Consider the following 25,886-nt stretch of genomic DNA (forward strand, 5'->3'; position numbering starts at 1 on the left):
TTTTATTCACACTGACCCTTTTGAGTACCTGTTAGATACGCACATTCTTACAATATCAAACTATGCAAGAGATGTGAAGAAATTTCACTTTATTTATTAATTGATAAATAAAATGAAAACCTCTCTTTTTTGGGTGGGCAAGAGCATCCGGCCTTGCATAGATGCGGTCAGTTCCTTTTTTAGCCCCATGCCATGGAAAAACAGAATGAGGAAGCAAGAGTAGGGCTTCTTTTGTTTTCATAGCCATAACTGGGATGGGGAGAAACCCATATATATTGAAAACCTCTCTTTTTTGAGTGGGCGAGAGCATCCGGCCTTGCATAGATGCGGTCAGTTCCTTTTTTAGCCCCATGCCATGGAAAAACAGAATGAGGAAGCAAGAGTAGGGCTTTTTTTATTTCATAGCCATAACTGGGATGGGGAAAAAGCAACATAAATCATTCCTTACATAAGAAAAAGCAATATTACACCTTGAATAAGTCCAATTGTTCCTCCTAATAAAGCTCCTAAATATGTAATCATCTTCAGTTCACTTTTCGTAATGGATAATACAAGGTCTTCCAATCGCTCCGTTGAGAATGTCGATACTTCTTGTTGTACAATTTCCGCCAAGTGTAAATTTTTTAGAATATGTTCGACATTGTTTACACCCCATGCTAAACCTTTTTGGACTAAATTAGGAATAATTGTTTGTACAATATTTTCCCGGACTGGTTCACACACCTTTTGAACGGACTGATTTAGAAATCCTCCGACCATTTCCTCTATTTTAACTGTTGATAATATTGACTTTACAACCGTTTCTTTCGCTATAAAGGACTCCAGCTCCTTTACTTCTCTTCCCTTTAATTTCTGCCACTCTTTTTGCAGAACATCACTTAAAAGCTGCTTCGTCCCTTCTTGTCCTAGAAACTTAATCACTTCCGGCTGCAGGCGATCCACTACACTTACATTTCCTAAAAACATGCCTACTAAATTTAACAATGCACCTCGCGAAGCAAAAAAGTCATCAATCATTTTTGCAAGACGCTCTTTTCCCTCTTCGCTTTCAAAAAAGGCTTTCCCTCGTTCTAAAATAAATGATGCTACAGTTGGAATCATTTGTTTCACTTTCTCATGAACCGAGCTAGGCAAAGCTTGTTCCCATGTATATGTATAATATTGCGTTAAAAACATATCAACCTTTTCTGCAACAACACCTTCAATTTTTTTTGTTGCCTGCTCCTCCGCATGCTCCAATCCCCATTTTGCTAACACATCCCGTAATGACTGTTCATTCATCAACATTTTCTCTACTTCAACTTGTACCCACTTTATAAGCTCCTGCTGGAATTCTTTATTCGTTAATTTCTTCCCTATTCCTTCTGGGGTTAACAAGTGATCCACAACCATTTTTCCTAGTTGAACGGCAAGTTCATCACGGCGCTTCGGAATCAGACCTGGTGTAAATGGTACTCGAAACTTCCCAATATACACAGGTCGATGAGGGCGAAATAACATTTTTATCGCTAGATGGTTCGTATATCCGCCAATCACAGCACCTAATCCTGTTGTCGTTAACATATTCAACCAGACATTCATCACAATCAACCTTCCGTTTCTCCAAGTATATACACATCTTACTACATATGAGGACACTATCTCATCCTATCGCATTGCACATGAAAAAATAGCATATCATCATACGGACAACAGTATAATAATATAAAAACATATTTGCAATGTATATCTATCCATTTTGACTTTCCAACATATAAGTCACGGCTATGAAGAACAAAAGGTGATCGCTACTTATTTTCTCTCTTTATTTTCACTTGGCATGGGACTAAAAAAGGACCTGACCGCTTCTATGCATGGCCGGATTCTCTCTCCCACCTAAAGCTTTTTCAATTTGTACTTATATATAGTGCTACAAAAGCTTCAACGCTTTACGTATATTACACAAAGGAGTGTTTTCGTTGGTTCTTGGACTCTTAACATCTCACTTACACCATGAGCGAACTTATTACACCGAAATCGCTAAGCGAGCTCGTTTATATCACAACATCGTTGCTCAATTTACTCCGTCTTGCATCGATGCTAAAACCGATCTTGTTACAGGTCTTCTCTATGACACAGATACAGGGAATTGGGCCCAACAAACCTTCCCCATTCCTTCCTATATATATGACCGTTGTCAATTCCCAGAAGGCACGGAATTTCAACAGGCCAAGTCCATCATCCATTCACTGCACAAACGCTCTTCCACTATATTTTTAAATGGCCCACTTATTGATTCCAATGAAATCCGTGAGCATCTACTTACGAATAAAAGGCTGGCTCCTTACATGGCACACATAAAAAAAGGAAGTGTAAAAACAATTCTAAAACTGCTTCAAGAAGAAAAAGATGTGATTATAAAACCAGTAGATATACATTCTAATAGAACAACGTATCGAATTACCTATAAAGATAAAGCTTTTCATATAGAAGCATTACATGATCAAACCCGTTCACCGCTCATGTTCAAACACAAAAACGAGTTTTTATCATGGTGCAATCCATTCGTTCAATCAGATCATTACATCATTCATCTTATGTTATATCCCCCAGATCAATTAAAATACCCAGTTCACATTCGCTGTCTCTTGCAAAAAAACAAAGAAAAGACCTGGAAAGTAATCGAACAATGTATCCAAACAAGTAAACTTCCCTTACAATTCTTACTTCCTGCTATAAAGAACGCTACACTACATCCATTTACCAAAATACACTATTTGCTGTCACCTATTGGGGTTCAATTATTACAAGAAGCCTTACATGATATTACAACAGAAGTACCTAAAACACTTGATCCATTCTATCCTTCTCTTTTTGAATTAGAATTGTCTATCGTAATGGACAAAACAGGAGCTATTTGGCTTATGCATGTTGATACAAAACCGTCTTATACACCTTTTATGGAGCATAATCAAACACTAGCCGAAGAAATTTTTCACGGTCCGCTTCGGTTTAGTCGCTTTACACCATAATGAAGAGAGGAGGAACGATATTGGAAGATCATATGTACACATTACAAATTTCAACGGATCATCCAAACGCTATAACATTACCTTATATATTTTCTAACACGCCGTCCCTTCAATCGCTATCCTTTGGAACGCGCTCTATCGCATGTAAAGATATTACCATTCATTATACGTATACTCATGAAATTACAATTGGGGAGCAACTCGCAAAAAAACTTTTGCTTCCTCCCTCAGCTACTATTCATGCCTTCATTCAAAATCAAACACTTATATTCGGTCCATTAATTGGGATTTTCACAACTTGTTTTAGTGAATCAGCTTCTGAACCTCTCGGCGATCGTTCAATTGCTTTCAGCGATTTACTCACTCCACCATTCTCATTACGGCCATTCGTATTTTTATTTGGTGCCCAGCATATAAATTGGGAGGAAGAAACAATTGAAGGCTATTTCTTTAAAGAGGGAAAGTGGCTGCAATATCACATCCCTTTTCCAAACGTTATTTATGATCGATTACCAAATCGACAAGCTGAAACTTATAAACCGATTGCAAGAGCCAAAAAGCGATTACAAGTAGAATACACCATCCCATGGTTTAACCCAGGATTTTTTAATAAGTGGGATATCCATCAACTTCTTATAAATGAAAAATCCATATCTTCCTTGTTACCTAAAACAGAAGCGTTCCAGCATTTCGAACAAGTAGAAAGGTTCTTATCATCATACAAACACGTTTATATGAAACCAACGCATGGTAGCCTTGGACGAAACATTTATCAAATTTTTTATTCGCCTACAGACAACAAATACTATTGCCGTTATCGTGAGAACGAACAAAATAAATTTCGAAAGTACGATTCCTTAGAAACGCTTATTAACCATGTTTTAAAAGGACATGATTTGAAGAAATTTATTGTTCAGCAAGGCATTTCCTTGCTACATTTCGATGGGCAGCCCGTAGATTTTCGCGTTCATACAAACAAAAATCATTTTGGCACTTGGAGAGTCAGTGCCATCGCTGCAAAAATCGCTGGAAAAGGCAGCATGACAACTCATATGAATAGCGGCGGAGAAGTAAAACTTCTGCAAGAAATTTTTTCCGATGCAACGGAACAGATCCGAATTCTAAATAAATTAGCACATGTCGCTTTAAAACTGAGTTCCCTTTTAGATCAACATATAGCAGGAAATGTTGGAGAAATTGGCTTTGATATCGGTTTAGACAAATCTGAAAATCCATGGCTATTTGAAGCCAACTCAAAACCAGGTAGAAGTATATTTCAACACGAAAAATTGAAAGAACAAGACGAACGAACAAGACAATTATTTTATGAATATGCCATCTATTTAACAGTACACTCTCTCCACCATCCTCAAGAATTAGCACAAGAAAAGAAAACAAAACTTCCGTCAGTGAATTCTCTTTCCACTCCGCTGCTCGTTAACCCGCACGTAGCGGAATAAAACTTCCACCCTGCTGTAGGTGGAAGTTTTTCTTCTTATACAAGTTTCACTGTTATATCAGTTTCTGTATTACACGCTGCGCAATAGAAAACGTGGATACAATAGTGCTGAGAATTCCGCTCTGTTAAACCATCTACTTGAAGTAATAAATCTTGATCCAAATATGCGCTGTAAGTATCTAAGTAATCCACAATTTTTCCATAATCTTGGAGTAGACTCGCGCAAGTTGGACAAGAATATGTTTGAGCATCCAATGCATTACAAAGTGGACATATCGCCATCATCATTCCTCCATACATCATTTGCTTCTCGCTTTATAAACCCAAAAGCTTTAGAACTCAAATGATGTGTCACTTTCTATATATAAATCAATTAAAAAATCGACATAAAACCCCTCTTTTTAGATGGGAGAGAGCATCTATTCATGCATAGAAGTGGTCAGTTCCTTTTTCTGCCACATGCGAAGTAAAAACAGAATGAGCAAACAAGTGTAGGTTACTTTGTATTCTGCATAGCAGGGATTTAGGTGTCGAAAAATGAAAATGGATTTATATAGTTACAATTAGTGTGACCTTCTTTCACAAAAATACAACGTTTACTCGTTTTTCATACCTTTCTATTTTTTACAAAATTTACAAATTATTAATCCGCATATCTTTCTAGGTAACATCCATACTATGAATACACTCCTCATAAACGATGGATTAGCGCCAAAAGGGCAATCATCTGGTTCAAATCCAGCTAATCCAACCAAAAAATTTTCCATACTCTAAGGAGGATATATTCCTATGGCAAACCAAAATTCTTCAAATCAATTAGTAGTACCAGGAGCAACAGCTGCAATCGATCAAATGAAATACGAAATCGCTCAAGAATTTGGTGTACAATTAGGAGCAGATTCTACAGCTCGTGCAAACGGTTCTGTTGGCGGAGAAATTACAAAGCGTTTAGTAGCAATGGCTGAGCAAAGCCTTGGCGGATTCCACAAATAAATATATATGGCAAAAAAGGTCTCAGGGCATTCGCCCTGAGACCTTTCTTTCTATCCTAGCATTTGTAAAAATTTCTTTGTTCGTTCTTCTTTCGGATTTGTAAATACCTCTTCTGGTGTACCTTGTTCTACAATGACACCGCCATCCATAAAAATAACACGATTCGCGATTTGATGAGCAAAGCGCATCTCATGCGTTACAATTACCATCGTCATCCCTTCCTGTGCAAGTTCCTTCATTACCTTTAAAACCTCTTGCACAAGTTCTGGATCTAATGCTGACGTTGGTTCATCAAATAATAAAACTTGTGGTTCCATCGCAAGTGCACGAGCAATTCCTACACGTTGCTGTTGACCACCTGACAGTTGGAACGGGTATAAATCCATCTTATCACCAAGTCCAACTTTCTCAAGGAAATATGTCGCTTTTTTCTTCGCTTCTTCTTTCCCCATCTTTTTCACTGTAACAAGCCCTTCCATCACATTTTGAAGTGCTGTTAAGTGCGGGAACAAGTTATGATGCTGGAACACCATTCCTGTTTGAATACGAAGATTCACAATATCAGTTTTCGTTACTTTTTTCGAGAAATCTAATTCTTTCTCTCCAATGCGAATGTTACCAGCGTTCGGTGTTTCTAATACATTTAAGCAACGTAGAAATGTCGTTTTACCAGATCCAGACGGTCCAATAATAACAACAACTTCGCCTTTCTCAACCGATAAATCTATATGTTTTAGTACGGTATTATCTCCGAAACTCTTTTGTAAATGTTGAATTGAAATCATAAAAACAAAAACTCCTTTTATGAAAGGATTATTATTTTAGAGTATAACGTTCTGAACGTTTTTCTAATATTTGCTGCACAATAGATAATAAGAAACAAATCACCCAGTAAATAAGGCCTGCTTCAAAATAAACAATTAAGAATTCATAGTTCATCGCTGCGATTTCCTGCGCTTTTCGGAACATCTCCGTTACTAAAATTAACGATGCTAATGAAGTATCCTTCACTAAACTGATAAATGTATTGGAAAGCGGCGGAATTGATACACGTGTTGCTTGTGGTAAAATGATGCGTTTTAACGCTTGTGGATATGTCATCCCAATTGTATACGCTGCTTCCCATTGCCCTTTCGGAATAGATAAAATGGATGCGCGAATAATTTCAGATGCATATGCACCAACATTTAATGAAAATCCAATAATAGCTGCTGTATATGGGTCAATCTCAATTTTTAAAGTTGGAAGCCCATAGAAAAGAATAAACAATTGTACAAGAAGTGGCGTTCCGCGAATAATAGATACATAGATACGAGCGATCCATTGTAAAACGCGACTATTTGAAATACGCGCTAGCGCCGTCAATGTCGCTAATATAAGACCGATTACAAATGTGATAAGCGTTAATGGAATCGTTGCGAACAGAGCACCCTCCAAGAGAGGCTTGAAGGATGTCTGCATAATATCTCCCCATGTAGATAATCGATCTGCAATGAGTGCACTACTTAGATACATCTTCACCGAACCATTTTTTCGCTATTTTGTCATACGTACCATCTTTTTTCATATCTTCTAACGCTTTATCTACTTCTTGTACTAACTTATCGCTTCCTTTACGGAATAAGAACCCACTTTGTGATGCCTCTTTTTCTGTATCTGCAATTTTAATGTTTGCATCTTTTTTCGTTTGTAAATAGTTTAATACTGATAATTTGTCATTAATTGTGAAATCAACGCGTCCTGAATTAATGAGTTCCACTGCTTGACTAAACCCTTCTACTCCTTGAATCTTCGCACCATTTTTCTTTGCAAGATCAGCATAGTTACTTGTTAAAGACTGCGCTGCTGTTAAACCTTTTACATCAGTAAAGGAAGCTGGCTTATCTTTATCCTTTGCAACGACAAGAGCTGCCGAAGAAGAAATATACGGTTTAGAGAAATCATATTTCTTTTGACGATCTTCACGAATTCCAACTTCATTTGCAACCATATCAAAACGTTTTGCATCTAGTCCAGCAAGTAAGCTGTCCCATTGTGTTTCTTTAAATACTGGTTTCACACCTAGACGTTTTGCAACTTCTTCTGTTAACTCAACGTCAAATCCAGTTAATTTTCCACTTCCATCGTGGAATGTAAACGGCGGGTATGTACCTTCTGTACCAACAACGATTTCACCGCTTTGTTTTATTTGTTGTAATGCATCTTGACTAGCTGTATCTTTTTTTTCTGCTTTTCCACAGCCTGCTACAATACCAACTGTTAATGTAGCTACTGCAAGCACTGAAAATAATTTCTTCATCACGTTACTCCTCCAAGTATTCTGATAGGAATTTAAGAACTATATTGATTGTATGCAATCTCGGACAATTTTTCAATGAAAATGTTCGTCATTAGTGTATCCTTTTTCTTCATAATCAAACAGGATGATACAAAATCATTACATACAAAAAATAAGTAGCATTTTTTAATATAGCACTTATGAAGGAAAAGGTAAAACAATACTTCTTGTCTGTAGCAAAAAAGAACTTGCTGCCTCAGCAAGTTCTTTCAAGAATCTAATACACAATACCCAATCATCGTACACAATAATAAAAAGAAAGTAATATTAAACGTCACTGATAATTCTTCCATCCCTATTCCCCCTTTCCTCCAACATATCATATGGACAAGGAAAGGGATGGGAGCATTTGTAAACATTACTTTAAAATTTTCTGAACATTCTATGAATATTAAGCGCTTTGGCTTCCTTCCATCTGCGTTTTATACATGTCATAATAGCGTCCCTTTTTCCTCATTAATTCATCATGAGACCCTTTTTCAAGAATTGTACCTCGGTCGAGTACAATAATTTGATCTGCACTCTTAATCGTTGAAAGACGATGGGCGATAATAAACGTTGTTCTTCCTTTCTTCACAACTTCTAATGCCCCCTGAATCATCGCTTCTGTCTCGGTATCAATACTTGAAGTCGCTTCATCTAAAATTAAAATGGCTGGATCAAACGCTAACGCGCGTGCAAATGATATGAGCTGACGCTCTCCTGTTGAAAGTGTGCTTCCCTTTTCTGTAATTTCTTCATTTATATTGTTCGCAAAGCGCTCAGCCCCTACATCATGCAGCGCTTTTATAATTTTAGCTTTTGAAATGTTTGGATTTTCTAAACTTACATTTGAGGCAACTGTCCCGCTAAATAAAAATGGATCCTGCAAGACAATTCCCATATGCTCACGAATTGCCTGCTTTGGAATATGCTTTACATCATGCCCGTCAATCGTAAGTCTTCCTTTTTGAAACTCGTAAAACTGAAAAAGTACATTCATAATCGAACTTTTTCCAGATCCAGTATGACCAACGAGTGCAACTGTCTCCCCTGTTTTCGCCTCAAAAGAAATATTTTTTAATACTTCGTCTTTTCCGTTATAAGAGAATGAAACATTATCAAACCGAACATTCCCGCTAAGACGTGGTATACGCTCTTCTTGCAATACCTCTCCCTTTTCATCTAGCAATTCAAATACACGCTCTGATGCAACTCGCGCTTGTTCTAAATTTGCTAGTTGGTTCACCATGTTCGTAATAGGCGAAAAGAGTCTTGTTAAATAATCGACAAAAGCATACAGTACCCCTAAAGAAATAAAGCCTGCACCGCTTAATGAAGCACCGCCAAAGTACCAAATCACTCCTGTAAAAGCAATATTTCGTAAGACCCCTACTAAATTATGCGATGTTGCCGAATTTAAATTTAAAATCTTATTTTGATATTTAAAGTAATCTCCGTTTAATTCCTCAAATTCTCGCTTTGTTTCACGTTCTTGACGAAACGCCTGAATAATTGGCATCCCTTGAATGGATTCATTTACTGTTCCATTAATATCTGATAAACGAGAACGCATTTTATGATTGTATCCGGAAGCATATTTCCTATATAAAATAGCCCAAACGATTAAAATTGGTATAATAAGCAAACAAAACAACGCTAATTTCACATCGAGTAAAAATAAAGCAACAAAAATCCCAATAATGTAAATGAAACTAGAAGCAAATGTTGCAAGCACCGTGACGTATAAATCACGAATTGCCTCTGTATCATTCGTTACGCGCGATACAATTTTCCCCGCTGGCAAATGGTCAAAGTAACGAATCGGTAATGTTTGAATATGAGAGAAAACATCTTCACGCATAATTTGAATAATTTTATTCGATGCTTTCTGTAAGAAAAACTGCTTTCCATATGCAAATAAAGATACGACTACTAATAACGCAAAATAACCTCCGCCAAGCAGTAGTAATCGTTTTATTTCCGGCTTATAAAATGCATATATTTCTTGTGTTGTTAACCGCTTCGCTTTATACACTTGCGCAGCTTTCCCGCCTTGAATTGTAATCATATCTCCCTTTACAGAACGCGTTCCTTCAAGATTGATCTTATGAGGCACAAAGTAATATTGGAAGCCAGCTTGAATAACCCGAACTTCTTTCCCCTTTGTCTCTCCTTTTTCAAAGCGATCGCTTCGCTTATACCAAGTGCCGTTATACTTAACAGCATCTTCTCCTTCCGCCGTTTCATACCAAGGTTTCTCTATTCCAACAATATGATCATCTATCATCGTTTTCGCTACAAACGGACCTGCCAGCTCTGCAATAACGAAAATAAATAGCATAGCAAGTGCTGTAAAGATCGGCCCTTTTACCTTCATTGCATATTGAAATAATCTTTTTGGGGTGCTCATACGTTCACCTCACCTTCTACATTTTCACCTTGCTGTCTTTCAAACTGCTCTCTATACCATCCTGCATTTTGAACAAGTTCTTCATGTGTTCCTTCTTCGATAACCTCACCGTTATCCATAACAAGAATCCAGTCCGCATGTTGTACGGCTGATAAGCGGTGCGTTGTTATAATTGTTGTTTTTCCGCTTCTTTCCGTCCGTATATTTTCAATAATCGCTGCTTCAGTACGAGCATCAACAGCCGATAAAGAGTCATCTAAAATTAAAATTTCTGGATTTTGAATGACAGCTCTTGCGATTGAAATACGTTGTTTTTGTCCACCAGATAGGGAAACACCCTTTTCTCCAACAAGCGTCTCTAATCCATCTGGCAAAAACTCTAGATCCTTTTTGAACGCCGCAATTTCAATTGCCCTTTGAAGCTCTTCTTCACTTGCTTCTCTATTTCCAAATAGAATATTTTCCTTTGCTGTTTTTGAAAATAAAATATGTTCTTGTGGTACATATCCAATCCAGCTTAGTACGTTTTCAGCCGGAATTTTATCTAGAGCAACATCGGAAACTGTAATTTCTCCTTCTCCAAGTGGATACTGGCGAAGAAGTTGACGAACAAGGGTTGTTTTCCCGCTTCCTGTTTTCCCAACAATCCCAAGCGTCTCTCCTTGCTTTAATGAAAAAGAAACATTTTTTAAATTTGACTCAGCGGATCCAGGATACGAAAAAGAAACATTATCAAAATCAATATATTCCGGTTCCTGTACAGGCTTTGGCTGTTTCGCATTTTTCACATCTGGTTCATAAGCCAGCGTTTCATTTACACGATCTAGTGAAGCATTTCCGCGCTGCATTACATTGATTAATTCACCAATTGCAAACATCGGCCAAATCATCATTCCTAAATATACGTTAAAGGAAACAAGCTCTCCTAGCGTAATTTTTGATTGGAATACAAGAAAAGCTCCATACACTAAGCCAATTAAATAACTAAGGCCAACAAGCATTTTAACTGTCGGTTGAAATAATGCATCGATTCTTGCTACTTTCATATTTTTCTCGTATACATCATCTCCTAAATGATGAAACCTTGCTTCATCGGCGTTCTCTTGTACATACGCCCGAATTACACGTACGCCCGCAATCGATTCAAGTACTTTATCGTTCATATCTCCGAAAGCATCTTGCGCAACCGTAAATCGTTCATGTAACTTCTTCCCATATATATTCATCGCATACGCCATAATCGGCAGCGGGATAAGCGCAGCAAATGTAAGTTGCCAACTAATTGAAAAACCCATCATACAAACAATGGTAAGCATGTATAAACTGGAATCAACTAGTGTCAAAATTCCAAAACCAGCAGTCATAGCAATCGCTTTTAAATCATTTGTCGCTCTTGCCATTAAATCTCCTGTACGATTTTTATGATAAAAGGTCGGTGTCATCTTAAGTAAGTGCCCCATAAACTTTGAACGCATTGTTTTTTCAAGTACAAATGCACCGCCGAATAATTGACGCTGCCATATAAAGGTGAGCACATACCCGCCTATTGTTGCCCCAAATAAAATCCAAATATATTGCATAATTACTCCGCTTGTTAAAGATCCAGTCTTAATACGATCAATTGTTAAGCCTAGTACTTTCGGAGGGACTATTTCAATTATATTTACAATTAAAAGTGCTCCAATTGCGATACTATACCTTTTCCAATGTTCTTTAAAAAACCATGTTAACTTTTGTAATACTGAAAACAATATAACCTCTCCCTTCTCGTTCTCGTTTGACTCCCATTTCTTTATCCGCTATCTAAAATCATCTCGTTTACATTTCGAAACCAATACCATTTCATCACATTTTTTCACCTTCCAAATTTTTTTATTGAAACCATACAAAGTATGGAAACAAGCAAAGATAAAGTGAAACTTTAATCCGTGGGGGTTTTCTTCATCCCCCACGGATTATTAGCCCTCACCAATCGGGCTTTTACGGGCAGTTTATCTCCCGCCTTACTTCTTTAGAAAAGCGGAAGCGGCTCGCTCAGAATCGCAGGACGTTGGAGTCCCCGACAGAGAGGCGCTTTTTGCCTCGTACGAGGGGGCGAAACGACCGGAGATTCTAGCCGCTAGAGCTGAACAATACTTCCATCGAATTTCGAGGTGGGAGTATTACTGCCCGCAAATAGCGGGGTAGAGACAAAAAAACGCATACCGCCGCTTGACGATATGCGAAAAACGCATAAAAGCGTACGTTACGATATACGCAACGTACGCTTTTTGTAAGACAAAAAGAGTCTACCTCTCCGTACGGGTTGCGTAATGATATGAATGTTTTTCACCGTATACCACAGCTGAATCCATCACATTTACGATTACAATCATCACGCGCACCCCCTTCATTTATTTTCCATTTTTAATTTTATAACTTTATAGACTTTTCTGTCAATTGTTTTTTTCATTATTGTATAAAACAAACTTTTATCACAAAAAATGAAAGAAATACAATCAAGTTGCAATACGCTAATCTAACCTAAAAAATTGTTTATTGATACGATGCAAATTACCCTATATTTCACTTGTAAATACGGTTAACCGCCGTAAGAAAGGGCCTACAAAATAAAAATTATATACGAAATCGTTGTCATAAAAATTTCATTTGAAAAATATTTTCGAACGCCCTACAATCACCATATACTCACTCTTACAAGTTGCTATTTTGGGAGGACAAATCATGACAACTAGCAATACGTACAAATTTTATTTAAACGGAGAATGGAGAGAAAGCTCCTCTGGACAAACAATCGATATTCCATCTCCGTATTTACATGAAGTAATTGGTCAAGTCCAAGCAATTACTCGCGAAGAAGTTGATGAAGCAATTGCATCCGCAAAAGAAGCTCAAAAAGAATGGGCTGAATTGTCTCTTCAAGATCGCGCAAAATATTTATATACATGGGCTGATGAGCTTGTAAATATGCAAGATGAAATTGCCGATATTATTATGAAAGAAGTCGGTAAAGGTTATAAAGATGCGAAAAAAGAAGTTGTTCGTACAGCCGATTTAATCCGTTACACTGTAGATGAAGCACTTCATATGCATGGTGAAAGCATGATGGGTGATAGCTTCCCTGGTGGATCTAAATCCAAACTTGCAATTATTCAACGCGCACCACTTGGTGTCATTTTAGCAATTGCACCATTTAACTACCCTGTAAACTTATCTGCTGCAAAACTTGCACCAGCTCTTATTATGGGGAACGCTGTTATCTTCAAACCAGCAACACAAGGCGCAATTAGTGGTATTAAAATGGTGGAAGCACTTCATAAAGCAGGACTTCCGAAAGGACTTGTAAACGTAGCAACAGGACGCGGTTCTGTAATTGGTGACTACTTAGTAGAGCATTCTGGCATCAATATGGTATCGTTCACAGGTGGTACACATACAGGTACTCACTTAGCGAAAAAAGCAGCTATGATCCCGCTTGTTTTAGAACTTGGCGGTAAAGACCCTGGTATCGTTCGTGAAGATGCTGATTTACAAGAGGCAGCAAAACATATCGTGAGTGGTGCATTCTCATATTCTGGTCAACGTTGTACAGCAATTAAGCGCGTGCTTGTACATGAAAATGTAGCGGACGAGCTTGTTAGCTTACTAAAAGATCAAGTGGCTGCCTTATCTGTTGGTTCTCCTGAACAAGACAGTACAATCGTTCCATTAATCGACGATAAATCTGCTGATTTCGTTCAAGGATTAATTGATAATGCGGCAGAAAAAGGCGCGACAATTGTAATTGGTAACAAACGTGAGCGCAACTTAATTTACCCAACATTAATTGACCACGTAACAGAAGAAATGAAAGTTGCTTGGGAAGAGCCATTTGGCCCAATCCTGCCAATTATCCGTGTTTCTTCTGACGAACAAGCAATTGAAATTGCGAACAAATCAGAGTTCGGTCTGCAAGCAAGTGTCTTCACAAAAGATATTAATAAAGCATTTGCAATTGCTAACAAAATTGACACTGGTTCCGTTCAAATTAACGGACGTACAGAGCGCGGCCCTGACCACTTCCCATTCATCGGTGTAAAAGGTTCTGGTCTGGGAGCACAAGGTATTCGTAAGAGCCTTGAGTCTATGACACGTGAAAAAGTAACTGTATTAAACTTAGTATAATATTTCATTTTCGAAGCTGATCTACAAGGCCTCTTCTCTTTGCCTCTGTAGATTTAGCTTCTTTTTTATGTCTAAAATGAAATTTCTCCTCCCCGCTCTTAATGACAAATTGTTCACCATAGTCTGATTATTACTATAGCCATTGACGGATAAAAACACATTTGTTACCCTTAAATATGTTAATTTGATATATAAATCCTCATTCGTATCTCGGTGAGGTAGAGGTTGCAATCATTAAGAGTATCATTTCAGGAGATGTAGTGGCATCGATGAATGAATGAGAAAGGAATGATTGCCGAAGTAAGAACTGTCCACTGTACATTCTTGCTGGGTCTGTATTGAATAAGTGCAGAACTGTCACAAACAACTTGTTTGTGGAGAGCTATCGAGAGATATGTCGTGGGTTTCCTATAAGATAGAAAGCACGTAGCGACAATGACACGTGCTTTTTTTGTTTTGTATGAAGCTTACCATTCTTCCCTTGTTGGAAGACATACATATCTCCTCGCTTGACTTGGTTATACTAACTTTGGAGGTATTTTCTATGCAACAAAAAAAATGGGGCTTTTGGGTACTAACAGCATTTGTTGTCGGCAATATGGTTGGCGCTGGTATTTTCATGGTGCCAAGTACATTAGCACAAACAGCTAGCCCTCTTGGTGTTACTTTAGCTTGGTTAACAACAGGATTCGGTGTTTTAATGCTAGCTCTTGTTTTCGGTAATTTAGCAATTCGTCGTCCTGATTTAACAACAGGACCACAAAGTCATGCATATGCTTTATTTTCATCACCAAAAAAGAAAAAAATGGCTGGATTCAGTATGGTTTGGGGCTACTGGGTCGCAAACTGGGCCAGTAATGTTGCCATTATTACATCTTTTGCAGGTTACTTATCACTCTTCTTCCCAATTATGAAAGATACACGTCTCTTATTTTCAATCGGCTCTTTCAATGTGGAAGTGGGAAAATTGATTACATTCTCCATCTGTTCTTGCTTACTATGGGGAACACATATGATTTTAACAAATGGTGTAAACGGAGCTGGAAAATTAAACTTCTTAGCAACAACAACGAAAGTAACTGGATTCCTTCTATTTATTGTTGTTACTTTATTTGCATTTCAAGCTTCAAAATTTGGACAATGGTATACACCAATCATTGATAAAGAAGGCGTATCACACGGACTGTTTTCACAAATAAATTTAGCTGCTCTTACAACACTTTGGGCATTTATCGGTATTGAATCAGCCGTTCTTTTATCAAACCGTGCTAAATCTCCAAAAACGGTAAAACATGCAACTGTAGTTGGCTTATTAATAACTGTTGCCATTTATTTAGGAATTACGATTTTAACAATGGGTGTTCTTCACATTGATAAATTACAAGCTTCGGAACGTCCGTTAGCTGATGCATTAAATGCCGCAATGGGTCACGGCGGCGGGAAATTAATGGCACTGCTTGCTCTTACTTCCCTATTTGGCTCAATCTTAGGCTGGATTTTACTAAGTTCAGAAGTACCATATCAAGCAGCAAAAGAAGGCTTCTTCCCTTCCTTCTTTGCAAAAACAAACAAAAAGGGAAGCCCGATTCATTCACTAAGACTGACAAACATTATGTCACAAGTATTCTTGTTCTCAACGTTATCAGGAACAATCGCTGAAGCCTATACATTCGTGATCACTGTATCAACGTTAGCTTATTTAATTCCATATCTTGTCTCACCAATCTTCCAATTAAAACTCGTCGTAACTGGTGAAACGTATGAAAATGAACGTGGTTCAAGAATTATGGATGGAACGATTGCAGTCATTGCAATTTGCTATTCACTGTGGGTGATTAAAACTGGGGCATCTGATTTAAAAACATTCCTTCTTGGGATTGGATTATTTGTAATCGGCTTTGCCTTCTATCCATTAATGAATCGTGATCAGAAAAAAAATAACAAAAATAAAAACGGGCAAGTTGCTTAAAGCAATTTGCTCGTTTTTATTTAAATCCAAATTCAAAAACTGACTAAAACCCTTTCTTTTTAGGTGGGAGAGAGAATCCGGCCGTGCATAGAATCCTTTTTCTGCCCCATGCCAAGTGAAAACAAAGGGAGAAAAAAGAGAGGAAGTCTTCTTTTGTTTTCGAAGCAACAACTTGTACGCTGAAAAATATTTATGTATACATATCAATTCAAAAATTAACTAAACTCTTGTTTTTTAAGCGGAGGATGAAAAAAATCCACTGATTAAAGTTTCACTTTATATATTTTGGTATAAACGAGAAACCTTTATAATGGAAAATAGAGGTGAAAAACATGTCAATTGAAACACTATGGAGCTCTCGCTTTCAAAAACATCTTCAAAACGTTATCATGTACTTTGCGCGCATGATTAGCGGTCTACTATACAGTTTTATCTTTATCTCCTGTATTGGTGCATATTATTACGCAAAGTTTCTTAAAACAGCTCCTTCTAAAGGCATCTCATTATTCATCATTACAGCTCTGCTTACAATCATTATAACGAGATGCCGGGTTCGTACGTTTATTCAAAAGCCGGATGCTGTGTATTTACTGGCACTTGAAGAGAAATTAGCGTCATACTTTAAACAATCTCTTCTATATAATTATGTCATTCAGCTTTTTCCATTGCTATTCATATTTCTAATTCTCACACCGCTAGCAATGCAAACGCTACATACAAACATTCCTTTTTTATGTACGATCTTTTTTATACTCATGCTCATCAAAGGATGGAATATATACATACATTGGATATGGCGTGATCAACATAACGGCCAACTCTGGTTTATCGTTCGATTAACTTGTAATGCTCTTATTATTTACATGCTCTTTCAGTCCGTATCCATCGTTCTATTAAGTGCAATGCTATTACTCCTTACTTTTATACTTATGTATACAATAAAACAACCAACAAAACGAATTGGATGGGACTATATCATTCAGCAAGAAGAAAAAATGGACATGCACTTTTACCAATTTGCAAACTTTTTCACCGATGTTCCGCAGCTAAAAAAACAAGTGAAACAAAGAAAGTGGCTCACAAGTTGGATAGAACCTATATTACATAAAAAACAAGCTACCTTCTTCTATTTAAATACTTTATCATTTCTACGTGCTAATGATTATTTTGGTATATATATAGGGTTGACCATCATCGGTTCCTTCACTTTATATTTCATACCGAATGTATATGTAAAAGGCGCTATTACTTGCTGCCTCTTATATATGAGCTCTATGCAGCTTCGTTCTTTATGGAAATATTTTTCGGGAAATAATATTGTAACATTGTATCCTATCCCAACCGATGAAAGAATACGTCAATTTCTTACTCTTGTGTTTTCATTAGCAATCGTTCAGTTAACAATATTTACCGTTATCCTGCTTGTTTGTATCCCAGAGCTCTTACACGTTCTTACCATCGTTTTAATCGGTATACTCTTTATTAAATTTATTATTGTACCAAAAACAAAGAAAAGAATTTCCGCTTCATAGCGTATAACTTTCATCAATGACATTTTACGAAACAAATCATATCTATATAAATACAAATTGAAAAATCGACATAAAACCTTTCTTTTTAGATGGGAGAGAGAATCCGGCCATGCATAGAAGCGGTCAGATCCTTTTCCTGCCCCATGCCAAGTGAAAACAAAGAGAGCAAACGAGTGCAGTTCGCTTTTTGGTCTTCATGGCCGTGACTTATATGCTAGAAAATCAAAGTGGATATATGTAGTTGTTATCTAAACCATAAAAATAGAGGGTGATACACATTGATGAATGCGTATCACCCTCTTATATGTTTCTAAAAAATACTCGCTTTTAATTCATATTCACATTTTCTATTTCTGGTTTATGGATAGAGACAAACTCTTCTTTTAGAATAGAGTACATTTTTACATCTTGATGTCTTCCCTTTACGAACATCCCTTTTCTAATTATCCCTTCAAAAGACATTCCTGTCTTTTCCATTACTCGTGCTGAACCGATATTTTCTACAAAACATTTTGCTTGAATACGAACCAGATCCATATTGTTAAAGCCAAATTTAATAACTTCATTTGCGGCTTCTGTTACGATACCCTTTCCCCAATAATCTTGCGAAAGAACATATCCGATTTCAGCAACATTGTGTTTTACTTGCCACGAGACGAAATCAATAGTTCCGATAAATTTTCCGTTTTCTTTATATTCTATTCCCCAAGGGGAAACTTTCTTATTCTCGTATTGCGTTAGTATAAATTCAACAAACCCTTTAGTGTCAGATAATGTATTATGAGTTTCCCAAGTAACGTACTTAGATACGTCTTCATTAGAACCGTACGAATACATATCTTCCACATCTTCTAAAGTTATTTTTCTTAATATCAGACGCTCTGTTTCTAGTGTAGGTAAATTGCCGAATACTTTTTCAATCTCCATAAAACCACCTCTATCATTGTTAGTTATTACCATTATATATAAAATTTTCATAAAATAAAGAAAAATCCATAGCAGACGGTGTACTATATTTAATCCAAAATAATTTTTTCACTGGAACTACTTTGCATATTGCAAGGTGGACATACATTAATTTAATTGGAAAGGGATTTCCTCTTGTTCAAAAACCTAGGGTTAAGCAAGTACCCCAAAACAAAAAAGTGAACCTAATTCTCATCATTAACTATATTAAGGTGAATTTTTATTTTGGAGTTCTCTAAAATAGCGATTCAATAGCACTCAGATAAAGAAAGCTTCCCTCTTTCTATCGTTTACGCTATTTATTTTTCAATAAATCTTTATATGCAATAATCTTATTTTCAAGCATTTTCTCCGTGATTACTAAGTTTTCTATTTGAGCCTGAATAGATTTTCGATGATCTTCTAAAAGTTTTAAGCGTGTTTTAGTTGTGTGTTCTCCTTCTGTATATAATCGGGCGTATTCTCTTATTTGTGCTATTGGCATTTGGGTTTGTTTTAACTTCATTACAAACTGTAACCATCTAATATGTGATTCATCGTATAATCTATTTCCATTTGCATTACGATTTGCAACTAATATTTTTTCCTTTTCATAATATCGTAATGTATGTGTGCTTACTCCTAATAATTTAGCTACCTCACTAATCGTGTACATAATAACCTCCGCATCTAATTCAGTACTATACATTTATTAAGATTATAAAAAACATTTGACTTAGAGTACACTCTAACTAATACAATCTAATCGTAGTACATTTACTAATAAAATGGTTTGAATTCAGGGGGAATGTATATGAAGTATACTGTTATTACTGGCGCTAGTTCAGGAATTGGTTATGAAGCCGCTCTAGCTTTTGCAGCTCGTGGGAAAAACTTAATACTTGTAGCTCGAAGAAAAGAAGCATTAGAGGAGCTAAAATTAAAAATCACCAAAATGAATCCTGATTTAGATGTTGTAATTCGAAAAACTGACTTATCTGTTACTGAAAATGTTTATAAACTTTACGAAAGCCTTCAAGATTTTCAGATTGAAACATGGATTAACAACGCAGGCTTTGGCAATTTCGACTCAATTGCTGAACAAAATTTGAATAAAATAGAAACAATGCTGCATTTAAATATTGAAGCACTAACAATACTGTCATCTCTTTTTGTCCGCGATTATTCAATGGTTGATGGAACACAACTCATCAACGTTTCATCGGGTGGCGGATATACTATTATTGCAAATGCTATTACTTACTGTGCGACTAAATTCTATGTGAGTGCATTTACAGAAGGACTTGCTCATGAACTTAAAGAACAAGGCGCAAAATTACAAGCAAAAGTTTTAGCTCCTGGTGCAACTGAAACAGAATTTGCAAAACGTTCTCTTGATATCGAAGAGTTTCAATATGATGGTGCTGTACCAAAGTTTCACACCGCAAAGCAAATGGCAGAATTTATGCTCGAACTTTATGATAATGATAAAGTTGTAGGGATTGTAGATGGATCTACGTATAAGTATGAACTTAAAGATCCTATTTTTAATTTTGGAGTAAGAAAAAATAGTTCAAATTCCTAAATGAAAACTCATTCCAGCAACCTCTATAATTTTATAAAGCCCCTTCAAATTCCTAAGGGGCTCTTTGCTTATTTTTAGATTATATTTCAAAATTCATTTTACTTGTTTTTCCTTATTTCGCTAAGCTTTCTGCCAACTGGTTTTCTTTCCACAAGACTGTAATACCGAGACCAATCATCATAATAACAGCAGAGAAAAGGTAAGGATAGTGAATATTTACATCAAATAAAATCCCTCCCATAGCCGGTCCGACGATATTTCCTAAACTCGTATAAGTTGAGTTCATGCCAGCAACAAATCCTTGCTCTTTGCCAGCTGCCTTTGATAAAAATGTCGTTAATGCCGGACGAAGCAAATCAAATGCAAGAAAGATAAACGAAGTTACAGCCAGTACGGCCCAAAAATTAGAGATTAATGTAGAAACTACTGCTAATATCGCTCCTGTAATTAAACATATTTGAATTAACATTTTTTCACCTAGTATATCTACTAACTTTCCAAACATAAATATCTGCACAATCACACCAAAGATTGAGCTGATTGTAATAATAGTGGCAATATCCTTCGGTGTGAACCCAAATTTATGATCAGAAAACAGGCTAAAAACAGTTTCATATGCTGATAAACCAAAAGCAAGCACAAACACAATAATAAATGCGATAAAGTAAAGCGGATTTAATGATTTTTTAAAATCTCCAATAAAGCTTGTTTGCTTTGTATTAGCCGAAATTTCTGCAAGTTCTTCTGTTGTTAACGGCTCTTTCAGAATAAATATGGAAGAAATACACGCTAGAAAAGCAATAACTGCCGCAAAAAAGAAAGGTACACGTATACCATATTCTGCAACAAATCCGCCGATACCGGGACCAATAATAAAACCAGTACTGATGGCAGCAGAAAGATATCCCATCGCTTTTGGTCGTTCCTGAACTGATGTAATATCTGCAACATATGCTGTAACGCCAGGCATAATAAAGGCCGCACTCATTCCCCCTAGCATCCTTGATAGATATAGCATTGATACATCCGTTCCTAAACCAAAAATAAGTTCTGAAGTACCAAAGAGGAATAAGCCAATTATGATAATTTTCTTCCTGCCATAACGGTCAACCCATCTTCCTGTAAGTGGTGACATAAGTAGTTGTGCCACTGCAAAGACGGAAACAAGATAACCCATCGTTTTTCCTGATAAGTGCATCATATCCATAAATGACGGCATAACCGGAATGATAAGACCAATTCCGAGAAACGCAATGAATATATTACTTAGAAGAATAATTAATACTGCCTTTTGTTCTTTTATTGATTTCTTCATTGATTAACACCTCTTCCTGTATAAATCATTGATGCAAAACTCCTCTCAAAAATAATCCCCAAGAGCTTTTTTATTTATCCTTTAATTCTTTGTTCATCATTGCAATACAACAAGCTCTACATATATTCGAATTGGCTAACGAAGCTAATGAATGATGAGATTGATTCATGCTACCTTAAAATGACTGACTATCATTCATTATAGGGTAGCATGAACCCATCTCTTTACTAGTATGGATTCACCTAACTGTTTATTCCCGAATGTCCAATGCATGTGTTAAAAAGTCTAGTACTTCAGCTTTCTGAAGATCGGCCTGATCATCTTTTTTATGATCATATAAATAAACCTGCTCCGCTGCGGATTCAACAAGAGCAATAAATAACTTTGCTGTTCTTTCAGCGTGAATAGAATTACGAATTGCACCTGCATCTTTTGCTTCATTTAAGAATTGACTTAACCACATATAAAGGGGTTGATATACAGTTTCCCATTCTTTTATATGCTCAGTTGATGCAAGACCAGCATACATTAATGCTTGTATTTCACGGTATTCCGCTATAAAGTCAAAAACCGCATCGATCACTTGCATAACTTTCTTTGAAAAAGGTTCATTATTTTGTACTCGTTCTTTTACTGTATGTATCATCTTTTCAACCATCACTTCTGCTATTGCAGGCATAACAGATAATTTAGAAGGAAAATACAGATAAAAAGTTCCTTGAGCAATACCAGCCAATTTTACGATATCAGAGATCTTTGTTTTTTCAACGCCTTTTTCCTGAAACACTTCAATAGCTGCATAGACAATTTTCTCTTTTTTATTCATGATCTGAGTCCTTTCACACGCGTATTGAATGACCGTCACTCATTCTATATGAAAAATTATTGTACTGTCAACAATGGAGTACTAGTTAACGGGAATTTTTCTAACCTACTTATTTGTTCAAATCACCATTAGCAACTTCCATATTTCTGGATGATAAAAGAGATAGGTACTCTACATAATCCTATCTTTATTTTCCGTATATATATCCATTTTAATTTTCCGGCATATAAGTCGCGGCTATGAAGAACAAAAAGTGACCGCTACTTATTTTCTCTTTTTGTTTTCACTTGGCATGGGGTAGGAAGAGGATCTGACCGCTTCTATGCATCGGCGGATCCTCTTTCCCCCCCAAAAAGAAAGGGGTTCTGCCAGGTTTCAATTTGAATTTATATAGAAAAACCCCCTAATAGAACATTAGGAGATTACATCACAATATATTCTTCCTTATTTGTAATAAACTTTTCCTATCTTTAAGAAAGAGCCTTTAATCCTGTCACTCCGCATACAATAAGAGCCACACTCATCATACGTGCCTTACTTTTTGATTCTCCAAATAGGAACATATTTAACAAAACAGCTCCGGCTGTTCCTATACCAATCCAAACCGCATAAGCTACACTTACCTGTAAAAATAGGAAAGATGTATATAAAAATGCGAAGGACATACCCAATCCACCTATATAAATAGCTCCATTTTTTATTGTTTTATCCTTACTATACATTTTAAGACCTACTACACCAACTATTTCACAAATTGCGGCACAAAGGACAAAAATCCATCCCATCCTTAAATAGCTCCTTTCATAACTTCTTCTACTTCTTTGTTATCAGCTAACTTTAGGCCAATAACGCCAGCGACTATCATAACTATGAAAAATAATTTCCCTAGACTAAAACTTCCACCAAAAAGAAAAACGTCCATTAAGAAAGTTCCCACAGTTCCTGCTCCAGCAAAAACGGCATATACTGTTCCTGTCGCAAGATGTTCACACGCTTTAGAAAGTATATGAAAATCAACAACAATAATCCCTACAATGATTGCCCAATGCCACCATGTGTGAGCAGTATTAAAACCAAACACCCAAAAAACTTCAAAAATACATGTTAATATTACATATAACCAAGCTTTGTTCTTCATATATTTCCACCTTTTATGACTGACTGTCATTCATTTTTAGCCTAAATTTATCTATCTTGCTATAATCAACGAATGAACATTTATTTTCTTATCTCTAATGCATATGTTAAAAAATCCAAAACTTCAGCCTTTTGTAAATCAGCTTGCTCTTCTTTTACATGATCATATAAATATGTTTGTTCTGCTGCCGATTCAACTAAAGCGATAAAAAGTTTGGAAGTTCTTTCAACATGAATAGAATTCCGTATGACATTAGCATTCTTAGCTTCTTCTAAAAAGCGTTTTATCCAAATGTAAAGAGGCTGATATAGACTCTCCCATTTTTTTATATGTTCGCTTGATGCTAAACCGACATATATTAATGCCTGTATTTCGTGGTGTTCCTTTGTAAAATCAAAAATTGCATCTACAATTTGCGAAAATGTATCTAAGAAAGAAGTGCTAGTTTGTACTTTTTCTTCAACTGCACATATCATCTTCTCAACCATAATTTCTGCAATAGCAGGCACTACGGATAGTTTTGAAGAAAAATATAAATAGAAGGTTCCTTGAGCAATACCAGCTGATTTCACAATATCCGAAATCTTTGTTTTTTCAATCCCTTTTTCCCTAAAACATTCGATAGCAGCGTATACAATTTTTTCTTTTTTACTCATTATCTACATCCTTCCACGAAATAAAATGACTGAATGTCATTCATTTATATTGTATGTGAATGATTTATAAAATGTCAATCCCTCATTTTCATTTTTCATAATTGCTCTTGTTCATACATACATTTAAAAATTTCATAAAGTGAAACTTTAATCAGTGGAGTTTTCTTCATCTTCACTGACTATTAGCCCACACCAATCGGGCTTTTACGGGCAGTTAATCTCCACATTACTTCTTTAGAAAAACGGAAGCGGCTCGCTCAGAATCGCAGGACGTTGGAGCCCCGACAGAGAGGCGCTTTTTGCCTCGTCCGAGGATGCGAAACGACCGGAGATTCTAGCCGCTAGAGCTGGACATTGCTTTCACCGAATCTTGAGGTGGGAGTATTGCTTCTCGCGGATAGTCAGATAAATAAAGGCTCATAATAATAAGTTCGCCTTTTTTTCCTATTTTGCGTACGCCTTCATCAATGAATCCACATTTTTTATATAGCGACTGTGCAGTAATGTTTTTCATATTTACCGCTAATACAATTTCACTAATATGTGGATATTTTTTGCGAACAAAGTCAGGCAGTAACAATAATGATTGTTTCGCATACCCTTTTCCTTGATAATAATAATCCGTTGAAAATGCTCGTAATAAGATAGATTTGGGATTTTCAGAGTAAGGTTTTACACCTTCATTTTCGTGAAGAACGAAGAATGTCACAAGCTCATTATTTACAAAAAACAATATAGAATGTCTATCAGCATCGGCTTTTGATAATTCTACACATTTCTTTGGTATACCTGTAAATTGTAACTGTTCCTCAGATAATACATAGCTTTCTACTTGCTTTTCAAATCGTTCTTCATACTCAAATAATTCCATAATGCCCCCCCCATTAATTCTACCCGTTTGTTAAATAGCTCTATCCCAAACATTATACCTTTATATGGAAAAAGTTGATACCCTCGTCTTTGAGAATATTGACTTTCATTTTTAACTATACCTCATGTAACATACCGAATCATCGCAACTTCATCGCAACAATCAAATTTCGGACAATGCCGACAATCAACCCACACTTTTTCAGGCAGCGATTCCTTATCAACAAAATCAAATCCACACTTCTGAAAAAACGTAGTTTGATACGTTAAAGAAATGACCCTTCTTACCTTTATTTTAGAAGCCTCACTTATTACATGATTGACTAGTATACGTCCTATCCCTTTACCTGTATATGTATCCGGTACGACTAATGATCGTATTTCGGCAAGATCTTCACCTAAAACATGTAAACCAGCAACTCCAAAAATTTCCTCTTCCTCTTTCACAACATACAAACACTGTAAGTACTGGTAAAGGGACAAAAGTGAACGCGGTAGAACGACTCCCTTTTTCGAATATGTTTCTATTAAGTTATATATTTCTTTCACATCACTTGTAATTGCATTTGAAATTTGCATGATTTATCTCCTTACATGAAATATTTATAACTTTAAATGTATATTAATTCATAAATTTATATAATAATACACCCACTCCTTAAACACGTCAATTATTATTCTGAATTTTACATA

23 protein-coding genes and 1 riboswitch are annotated in these 25,886 nt (G+C 36.3%); of the genes, 7 read left to right on the forward strand and 16 right to left on the reverse strand.

Annotated elements, in window-relative coordinates:
• Positions 1-444 precede the first annotated feature (444 nt).
• Positions 445-1,590, reverse strand: coding sequence for a DUF445 domain-containing protein (locus tag ACIQ7L_RS06090; protein ID WP_400567521.1), 1,146 nt, complete (start codon positions 1,588-1,590; stop codon positions 445-447).
• Between the two features lie 368 nt (positions 1,591-1,958).
• On the opposite strand from ACIQ7L_RS06090, the gene ACIQ7L_RS06095 reads away from it, so the two are divergent.
• Both ACIQ7L_RS06095 and ACIQ7L_RS06100 read left to right on the forward strand, forming a co-directional pair.
• The gene (locus ACIQ7L_RS06095; RefSeq protein WP_400567523.1) at positions 1,959-3,011 is read left to right on the forward strand and encodes a YheC/YheD family protein; all 1,053 of its coding nucleotides are present in this window, start codon (positions 1,959-1,961) and stop codon (positions 3,009-3,011) included.
• Positions 3,011-4,471, forward strand: a complete 1,461-nt coding sequence (locus ACIQ7L_RS06100) for a YheC/YheD family endospore coat-associated protein (protein WP_400567525.1) — start codon at positions 3,011-3,013, stop codon at positions 4,469-4,471. The genes ACIQ7L_RS06095 and ACIQ7L_RS06100 overlap by 1 nt, the downstream gene beginning before the upstream one ends.
• A gap of 35 nt (positions 4,472-4,506) precedes the next feature.
• Here ACIQ7L_RS06100 and ACIQ7L_RS06105 read toward each other — a convergent pair whose 3' ends face one another.
• Entirely contained in the window at positions 4,507-4,752 is a 246-nt protein-coding gene (locus ACIQ7L_RS06105; protein ID WP_400567527.1) for a hypothetical protein, read from the reverse strand.
• A 507-nt stretch (positions 4,753-5,259) separates the two neighbouring features.
• Here ACIQ7L_RS06105 and sasP point away from each other — a divergent pair.
• Entirely contained in the window at positions 5,260-5,463 is a 204-nt protein-coding gene (sasP, locus tag ACIQ7L_RS06110; RefSeq protein ID WP_000013338.1) for a small acid-soluble spore protein, SasP family, read from the forward strand.
• 50 nt (positions 5,464-5,513) lie between these two features.
• Here sasP and ACIQ7L_RS06115 read toward each other — a convergent pair whose 3' ends face one another.
• The 5 genes from ACIQ7L_RS06115 to ACIQ7L_RS06135 all read right to left on the reverse strand — a co-directional run bounded on the left by ACIQ7L_RS06115 (position 5,514) and on the right by ACIQ7L_RS06135 (position 11,944).
• Entirely contained in the window at positions 5,514-6,248 is a 735-nt protein-coding gene (locus ACIQ7L_RS06115; protein WP_400567529.1) for an amino acid ABC transporter ATP-binding protein, read from the reverse strand.
• A gap of 31 nt (positions 6,249-6,279) precedes the next feature.
• The gene (locus tag ACIQ7L_RS06120) at positions 6,280-6,978 is read right to left on the reverse strand and encodes an amino acid ABC transporter permease (RefSeq protein WP_400567531.1); all 699 of its coding nucleotides are present in this window, start codon (positions 6,976-6,978) and stop codon (positions 6,280-6,282) included.
• Positions 6,965-7,762 (reverse strand): amino acid ABC transporter substrate-binding protein, encoded by a 798-nt coding sequence (locus ACIQ7L_RS06125; protein ID WP_400567533.1) that lies wholly within the window; start codon positions 7,760-7,762, stop codon positions 6,965-6,967. Before ACIQ7L_RS06125 ends, ACIQ7L_RS06120 begins: the two co-directional genes overlap by 14 nt.
• 430 nt (positions 7,763-8,192) lie before the next feature.
• Positions 8,193-10,193 carry an ABC transporter ATP-binding protein gene (locus ACIQ7L_RS06130; RefSeq protein WP_400567534.1) on the reverse strand — a complete coding sequence of 667 codons (2,001 nt, stop codon included), beginning with the start codon at positions 10,191-10,193 and terminating at the stop codon, positions 8,193-8,195.
• Entirely contained in the window at positions 10,190-11,944 is a 1,755-nt protein-coding gene (locus tag ACIQ7L_RS06135) for an ABC transporter ATP-binding protein (RefSeq protein WP_400567536.1), read from the reverse strand. Before ACIQ7L_RS06135 ends, ACIQ7L_RS06130 begins: the two co-directional genes overlap by 4 nt.
• Positions 11,945-12,917: 973 nt before the next feature.
• On the opposite strand from ACIQ7L_RS06135, the gene gapN reads away from it, so the two are divergent.
• The 3 genes from gapN to ACIQ7L_RS06150 all read left to right on the forward strand — a co-directional run bounded on the left by gapN (position 12,918) and on the right by ACIQ7L_RS06150 (position 17,858).
• A complete protein-coding gene (gapN, locus tag ACIQ7L_RS06140; protein ID WP_400567538.1) occupies positions 12,918-14,357 on the forward strand; it encodes an NADP-dependent glyceraldehyde-3-phosphate dehydrogenase in 1,440 nt (479 codons plus the stop codon).
• A gap of 211 nt (positions 14,358-14,568) precedes the next feature.
• Positions 14,569-14,750: riboswitch (Lysine riboswitch) on the forward strand.
• Positions 14,751-14,901: 151 nt separating this feature from the next.
• Positions 14,902-16,326, forward strand: coding sequence for an amino acid permease (locus ACIQ7L_RS06145; RefSeq protein WP_400567539.1), 1,425 nt, complete (start codon positions 14,902-14,904; stop codon positions 16,324-16,326).
• A gap of 332 nt (positions 16,327-16,658) precedes the next feature.
• On the forward strand, positions 16,659-17,858 hold the full coding sequence (locus tag ACIQ7L_RS06150) for an ABC transporter permease (protein WP_400567541.1): 1,200 nt from the start codon (positions 16,659-16,661) through the stop codon (positions 17,856-17,858).
• Between the two features lie 327 nt (positions 17,859-18,185).
• Here the strand turns inward: ACIQ7L_RS06150 and ACIQ7L_RS06155 are convergent, their stop codons facing one another.
• Both ACIQ7L_RS06155 and ACIQ7L_RS06160 read right to left on the reverse strand, forming a co-directional pair.
• Positions 18,186-18,785 (reverse strand): GNAT family N-acetyltransferase, encoded by a 600-nt coding sequence (locus ACIQ7L_RS06155; protein ID WP_400567542.1) that lies wholly within the window; start codon positions 18,783-18,785, stop codon positions 18,186-18,188.
• A 334-nt stretch (positions 18,786-19,119) separates the two neighbouring features.
• The gene (locus tag ACIQ7L_RS06160; RefSeq protein WP_400567544.1) at positions 19,120-19,479 is read right to left on the reverse strand and encodes a MerR family transcriptional regulator; all 360 of its coding nucleotides are present in this window, start codon (positions 19,477-19,479) and stop codon (positions 19,120-19,122) included.
• Positions 19,480-19,617: 138 nt separating this feature from the next.
• Between ACIQ7L_RS06160 and ACIQ7L_RS06165 the strand changes: the two genes are divergently transcribed.
• Entirely contained in the window at positions 19,618-20,388 is a 771-nt protein-coding gene (locus ACIQ7L_RS06165) for an SDR family NAD(P)-dependent oxidoreductase (RefSeq protein ID WP_400567546.1), read from the forward strand.
• 112 nt (positions 20,389-20,500) lie between these two features.
• Here the strand turns inward: ACIQ7L_RS06165 and ACIQ7L_RS06170 are convergent, their stop codons facing one another.
• The 7 genes from ACIQ7L_RS06170 to ACIQ7L_RS06200 form a co-directional block, all read right to left on the reverse strand.
• Complete coding sequence (locus tag ACIQ7L_RS06170) at positions 20,501-21,703, reverse strand: MFS transporter (RefSeq protein WP_400567547.1); 1,203 nt, start codon at positions 21,701-21,703, stop codon at positions 20,501-20,503.
• Positions 21,704-21,953: 250 nt separating this feature from the next.
• The gene (locus ACIQ7L_RS06175) at positions 21,954-22,532 is read right to left on the reverse strand and encodes a TetR/AcrR family transcriptional regulator (RefSeq protein ID WP_097894640.1); all 579 of its coding nucleotides are present in this window, start codon (positions 22,530-22,532) and stop codon (positions 21,954-21,956) included.
• Positions 22,533-22,999: 467 nt separating this feature from the next.
• Positions 23,000-23,314, reverse strand: a complete 315-nt coding sequence (locus tag ACIQ7L_RS06180) for a DMT family transporter (RefSeq protein ID WP_400567549.1) — start codon at positions 23,312-23,314, stop codon at positions 23,000-23,002.
• A 2-nt stretch (positions 23,315-23,316) separates the two neighbouring features.
• Positions 23,317-23,667, reverse strand: coding sequence for a DMT family transporter (locus ACIQ7L_RS06185; RefSeq protein ID WP_400567550.1), 351 nt, complete (start codon positions 23,665-23,667; stop codon positions 23,317-23,319).
• An 80-nt stretch (positions 23,668-23,747) separates the two neighbouring features.
• Entirely contained in the window at positions 23,748-24,326 is a 579-nt protein-coding gene (locus ACIQ7L_RS06190) for a TetR/AcrR family transcriptional regulator (protein ID WP_400567674.1), read from the reverse strand.
• Positions 24,327-24,657: 331 nt separating this feature from the next.
• A complete protein-coding gene (locus tag ACIQ7L_RS06195) occupies positions 24,658-25,194 on the reverse strand; it encodes a GNAT family N-acetyltransferase (RefSeq protein WP_400567552.1) in 537 nt (178 codons plus the stop codon).
• Positions 25,195-25,316: 122 nt separating this feature from the next.
• Positions 25,317-25,772, reverse strand: a complete 456-nt coding sequence (locus ACIQ7L_RS06200; protein WP_400567553.1) for an N-acetyltransferase — start codon at positions 25,770-25,772, stop codon at positions 25,317-25,319.
• Between the last annotated feature and the right edge of the window lie 114 nt (positions 25,773-25,886).

Origin of the sequence: Bacillus sp. NPDC094106 (assembly GCF_044764345.1) — a bacterium.
Lineage (GTDB): Bacteria > Bacillota > Bacilli > Bacillales > Bacillaceae_G > Bacillus_A.

What these genes read in the sequence shown, in the direction of transcription:
- ACIQ7L_RS06125 (WP_400567533.1), bottom strand. Translation starts at nt 7,762, where the DNA reads ATGAAGAAATTATTTTCAGTGCTTGCAGTAGCTACATTAACAGTTGGT.
- ACIQ7L_RS06180 (WP_400567549.1), bottom strand. Translation starts at nt 23,314, where the DNA reads ATGGGATGGATTTTTGTCCTTTGTGCCGCAATTTGTGAAATAGTTGGT.
- ACIQ7L_RS06145 (WP_400567539.1), top strand. Translation starts at nt 14,902, where the DNA reads ATGCAACAAAAAAAATGGGGCTTTTGGGTACTAACAGCATTTGTTGTC.
- gapN (WP_400567538.1), top strand. Translation starts at nt 12,918, where the DNA reads ATGACAACTAGCAATACGTACAAATTTTATTTAAACGGAGAATGGAGA.
- ACIQ7L_RS06200 (WP_400567553.1), bottom strand. Translation starts at nt 25,772, where the DNA reads ATGCAAATTTCAAATGCAATTACAAGTGATGTGAAAGAAATATATAAC.
- ACIQ7L_RS06130 (WP_400567534.1), bottom strand. Translation starts at nt 10,193, where the DNA reads ATGAGCACCCCAAAAAGATTATTTCAATATGCAATGAAGGTAAAAGGG.
- ACIQ7L_RS06150 (WP_400567541.1), top strand. Translation starts at nt 16,659, where the DNA reads ATGTCAATTGAAACACTATGGAGCTCTCGCTTTCAAAAACATCTTCAA.
- ACIQ7L_RS06100 (WP_400567525.1), top strand. Translation starts at nt 3,011, where the DNA reads ATGAAGAGAGGAGGAACGATATTGGAAGATCATATGTACACATTACAA.
- ACIQ7L_RS06185 (WP_400567550.1), bottom strand. Translation starts at nt 23,667, where the DNA reads ATGAAGAACAAAGCTTGGTTATATGTAATATTAACATGTATTTTTGAA.
- sasP (WP_000013338.1), top strand. Translation starts at nt 5,260, where the DNA reads ATGGCAAACCAAAATTCTTCAAATCAATTAGTAGTACCAGGAGCAACA.
- ACIQ7L_RS06105 (WP_400567527.1), bottom strand. Translation starts at nt 4,752, where the DNA reads ATGGCGATATGTCCACTTTGTAATGCATTGGATGCTCAAACATATTCT.
- ACIQ7L_RS06195 (WP_400567552.1), bottom strand. Translation starts at nt 25,194, where the DNA reads ATGGAATTATTTGAGTATGAAGAACGATTTGAAAAGCAAGTAGAAAGC.
- ACIQ7L_RS06120 (WP_400567531.1), bottom strand. Translation starts at nt 6,978, where the DNA reads ATGTATCTAAGTAGTGCACTCATTGCAGATCGATTATCTACATGGGGA.
- ACIQ7L_RS06165 (WP_400567546.1), top strand. Translation starts at nt 19,618, where the DNA reads ATGAAGTATACTGTTATTACTGGCGCTAGTTCAGGAATTGGTTATGAA.
- ACIQ7L_RS06155 (WP_400567542.1), bottom strand. Translation starts at nt 18,785, where the DNA reads ATGGAGATTGAAAAAGTATTCGGCAATTTACCTACACTAGAAACAGAG.
- ACIQ7L_RS06160 (WP_400567544.1), bottom strand. Translation starts at nt 19,479, where the DNA reads ATGTACACGATTAGTGAGGTAGCTAAATTATTAGGAGTAAGCACACAT.
- ACIQ7L_RS06170 (WP_400567547.1), bottom strand. Translation starts at nt 21,703, where the DNA reads ATGAAGAAATCAATAAAAGAACAAAAGGCAGTATTAATTATTCTTCTA.
- ACIQ7L_RS06115 (WP_400567529.1), bottom strand. Translation starts at nt 6,248, where the DNA reads ATGATTTCAATTCAACATTTACAAAAGAGTTTCGGAGATAATACCGTA.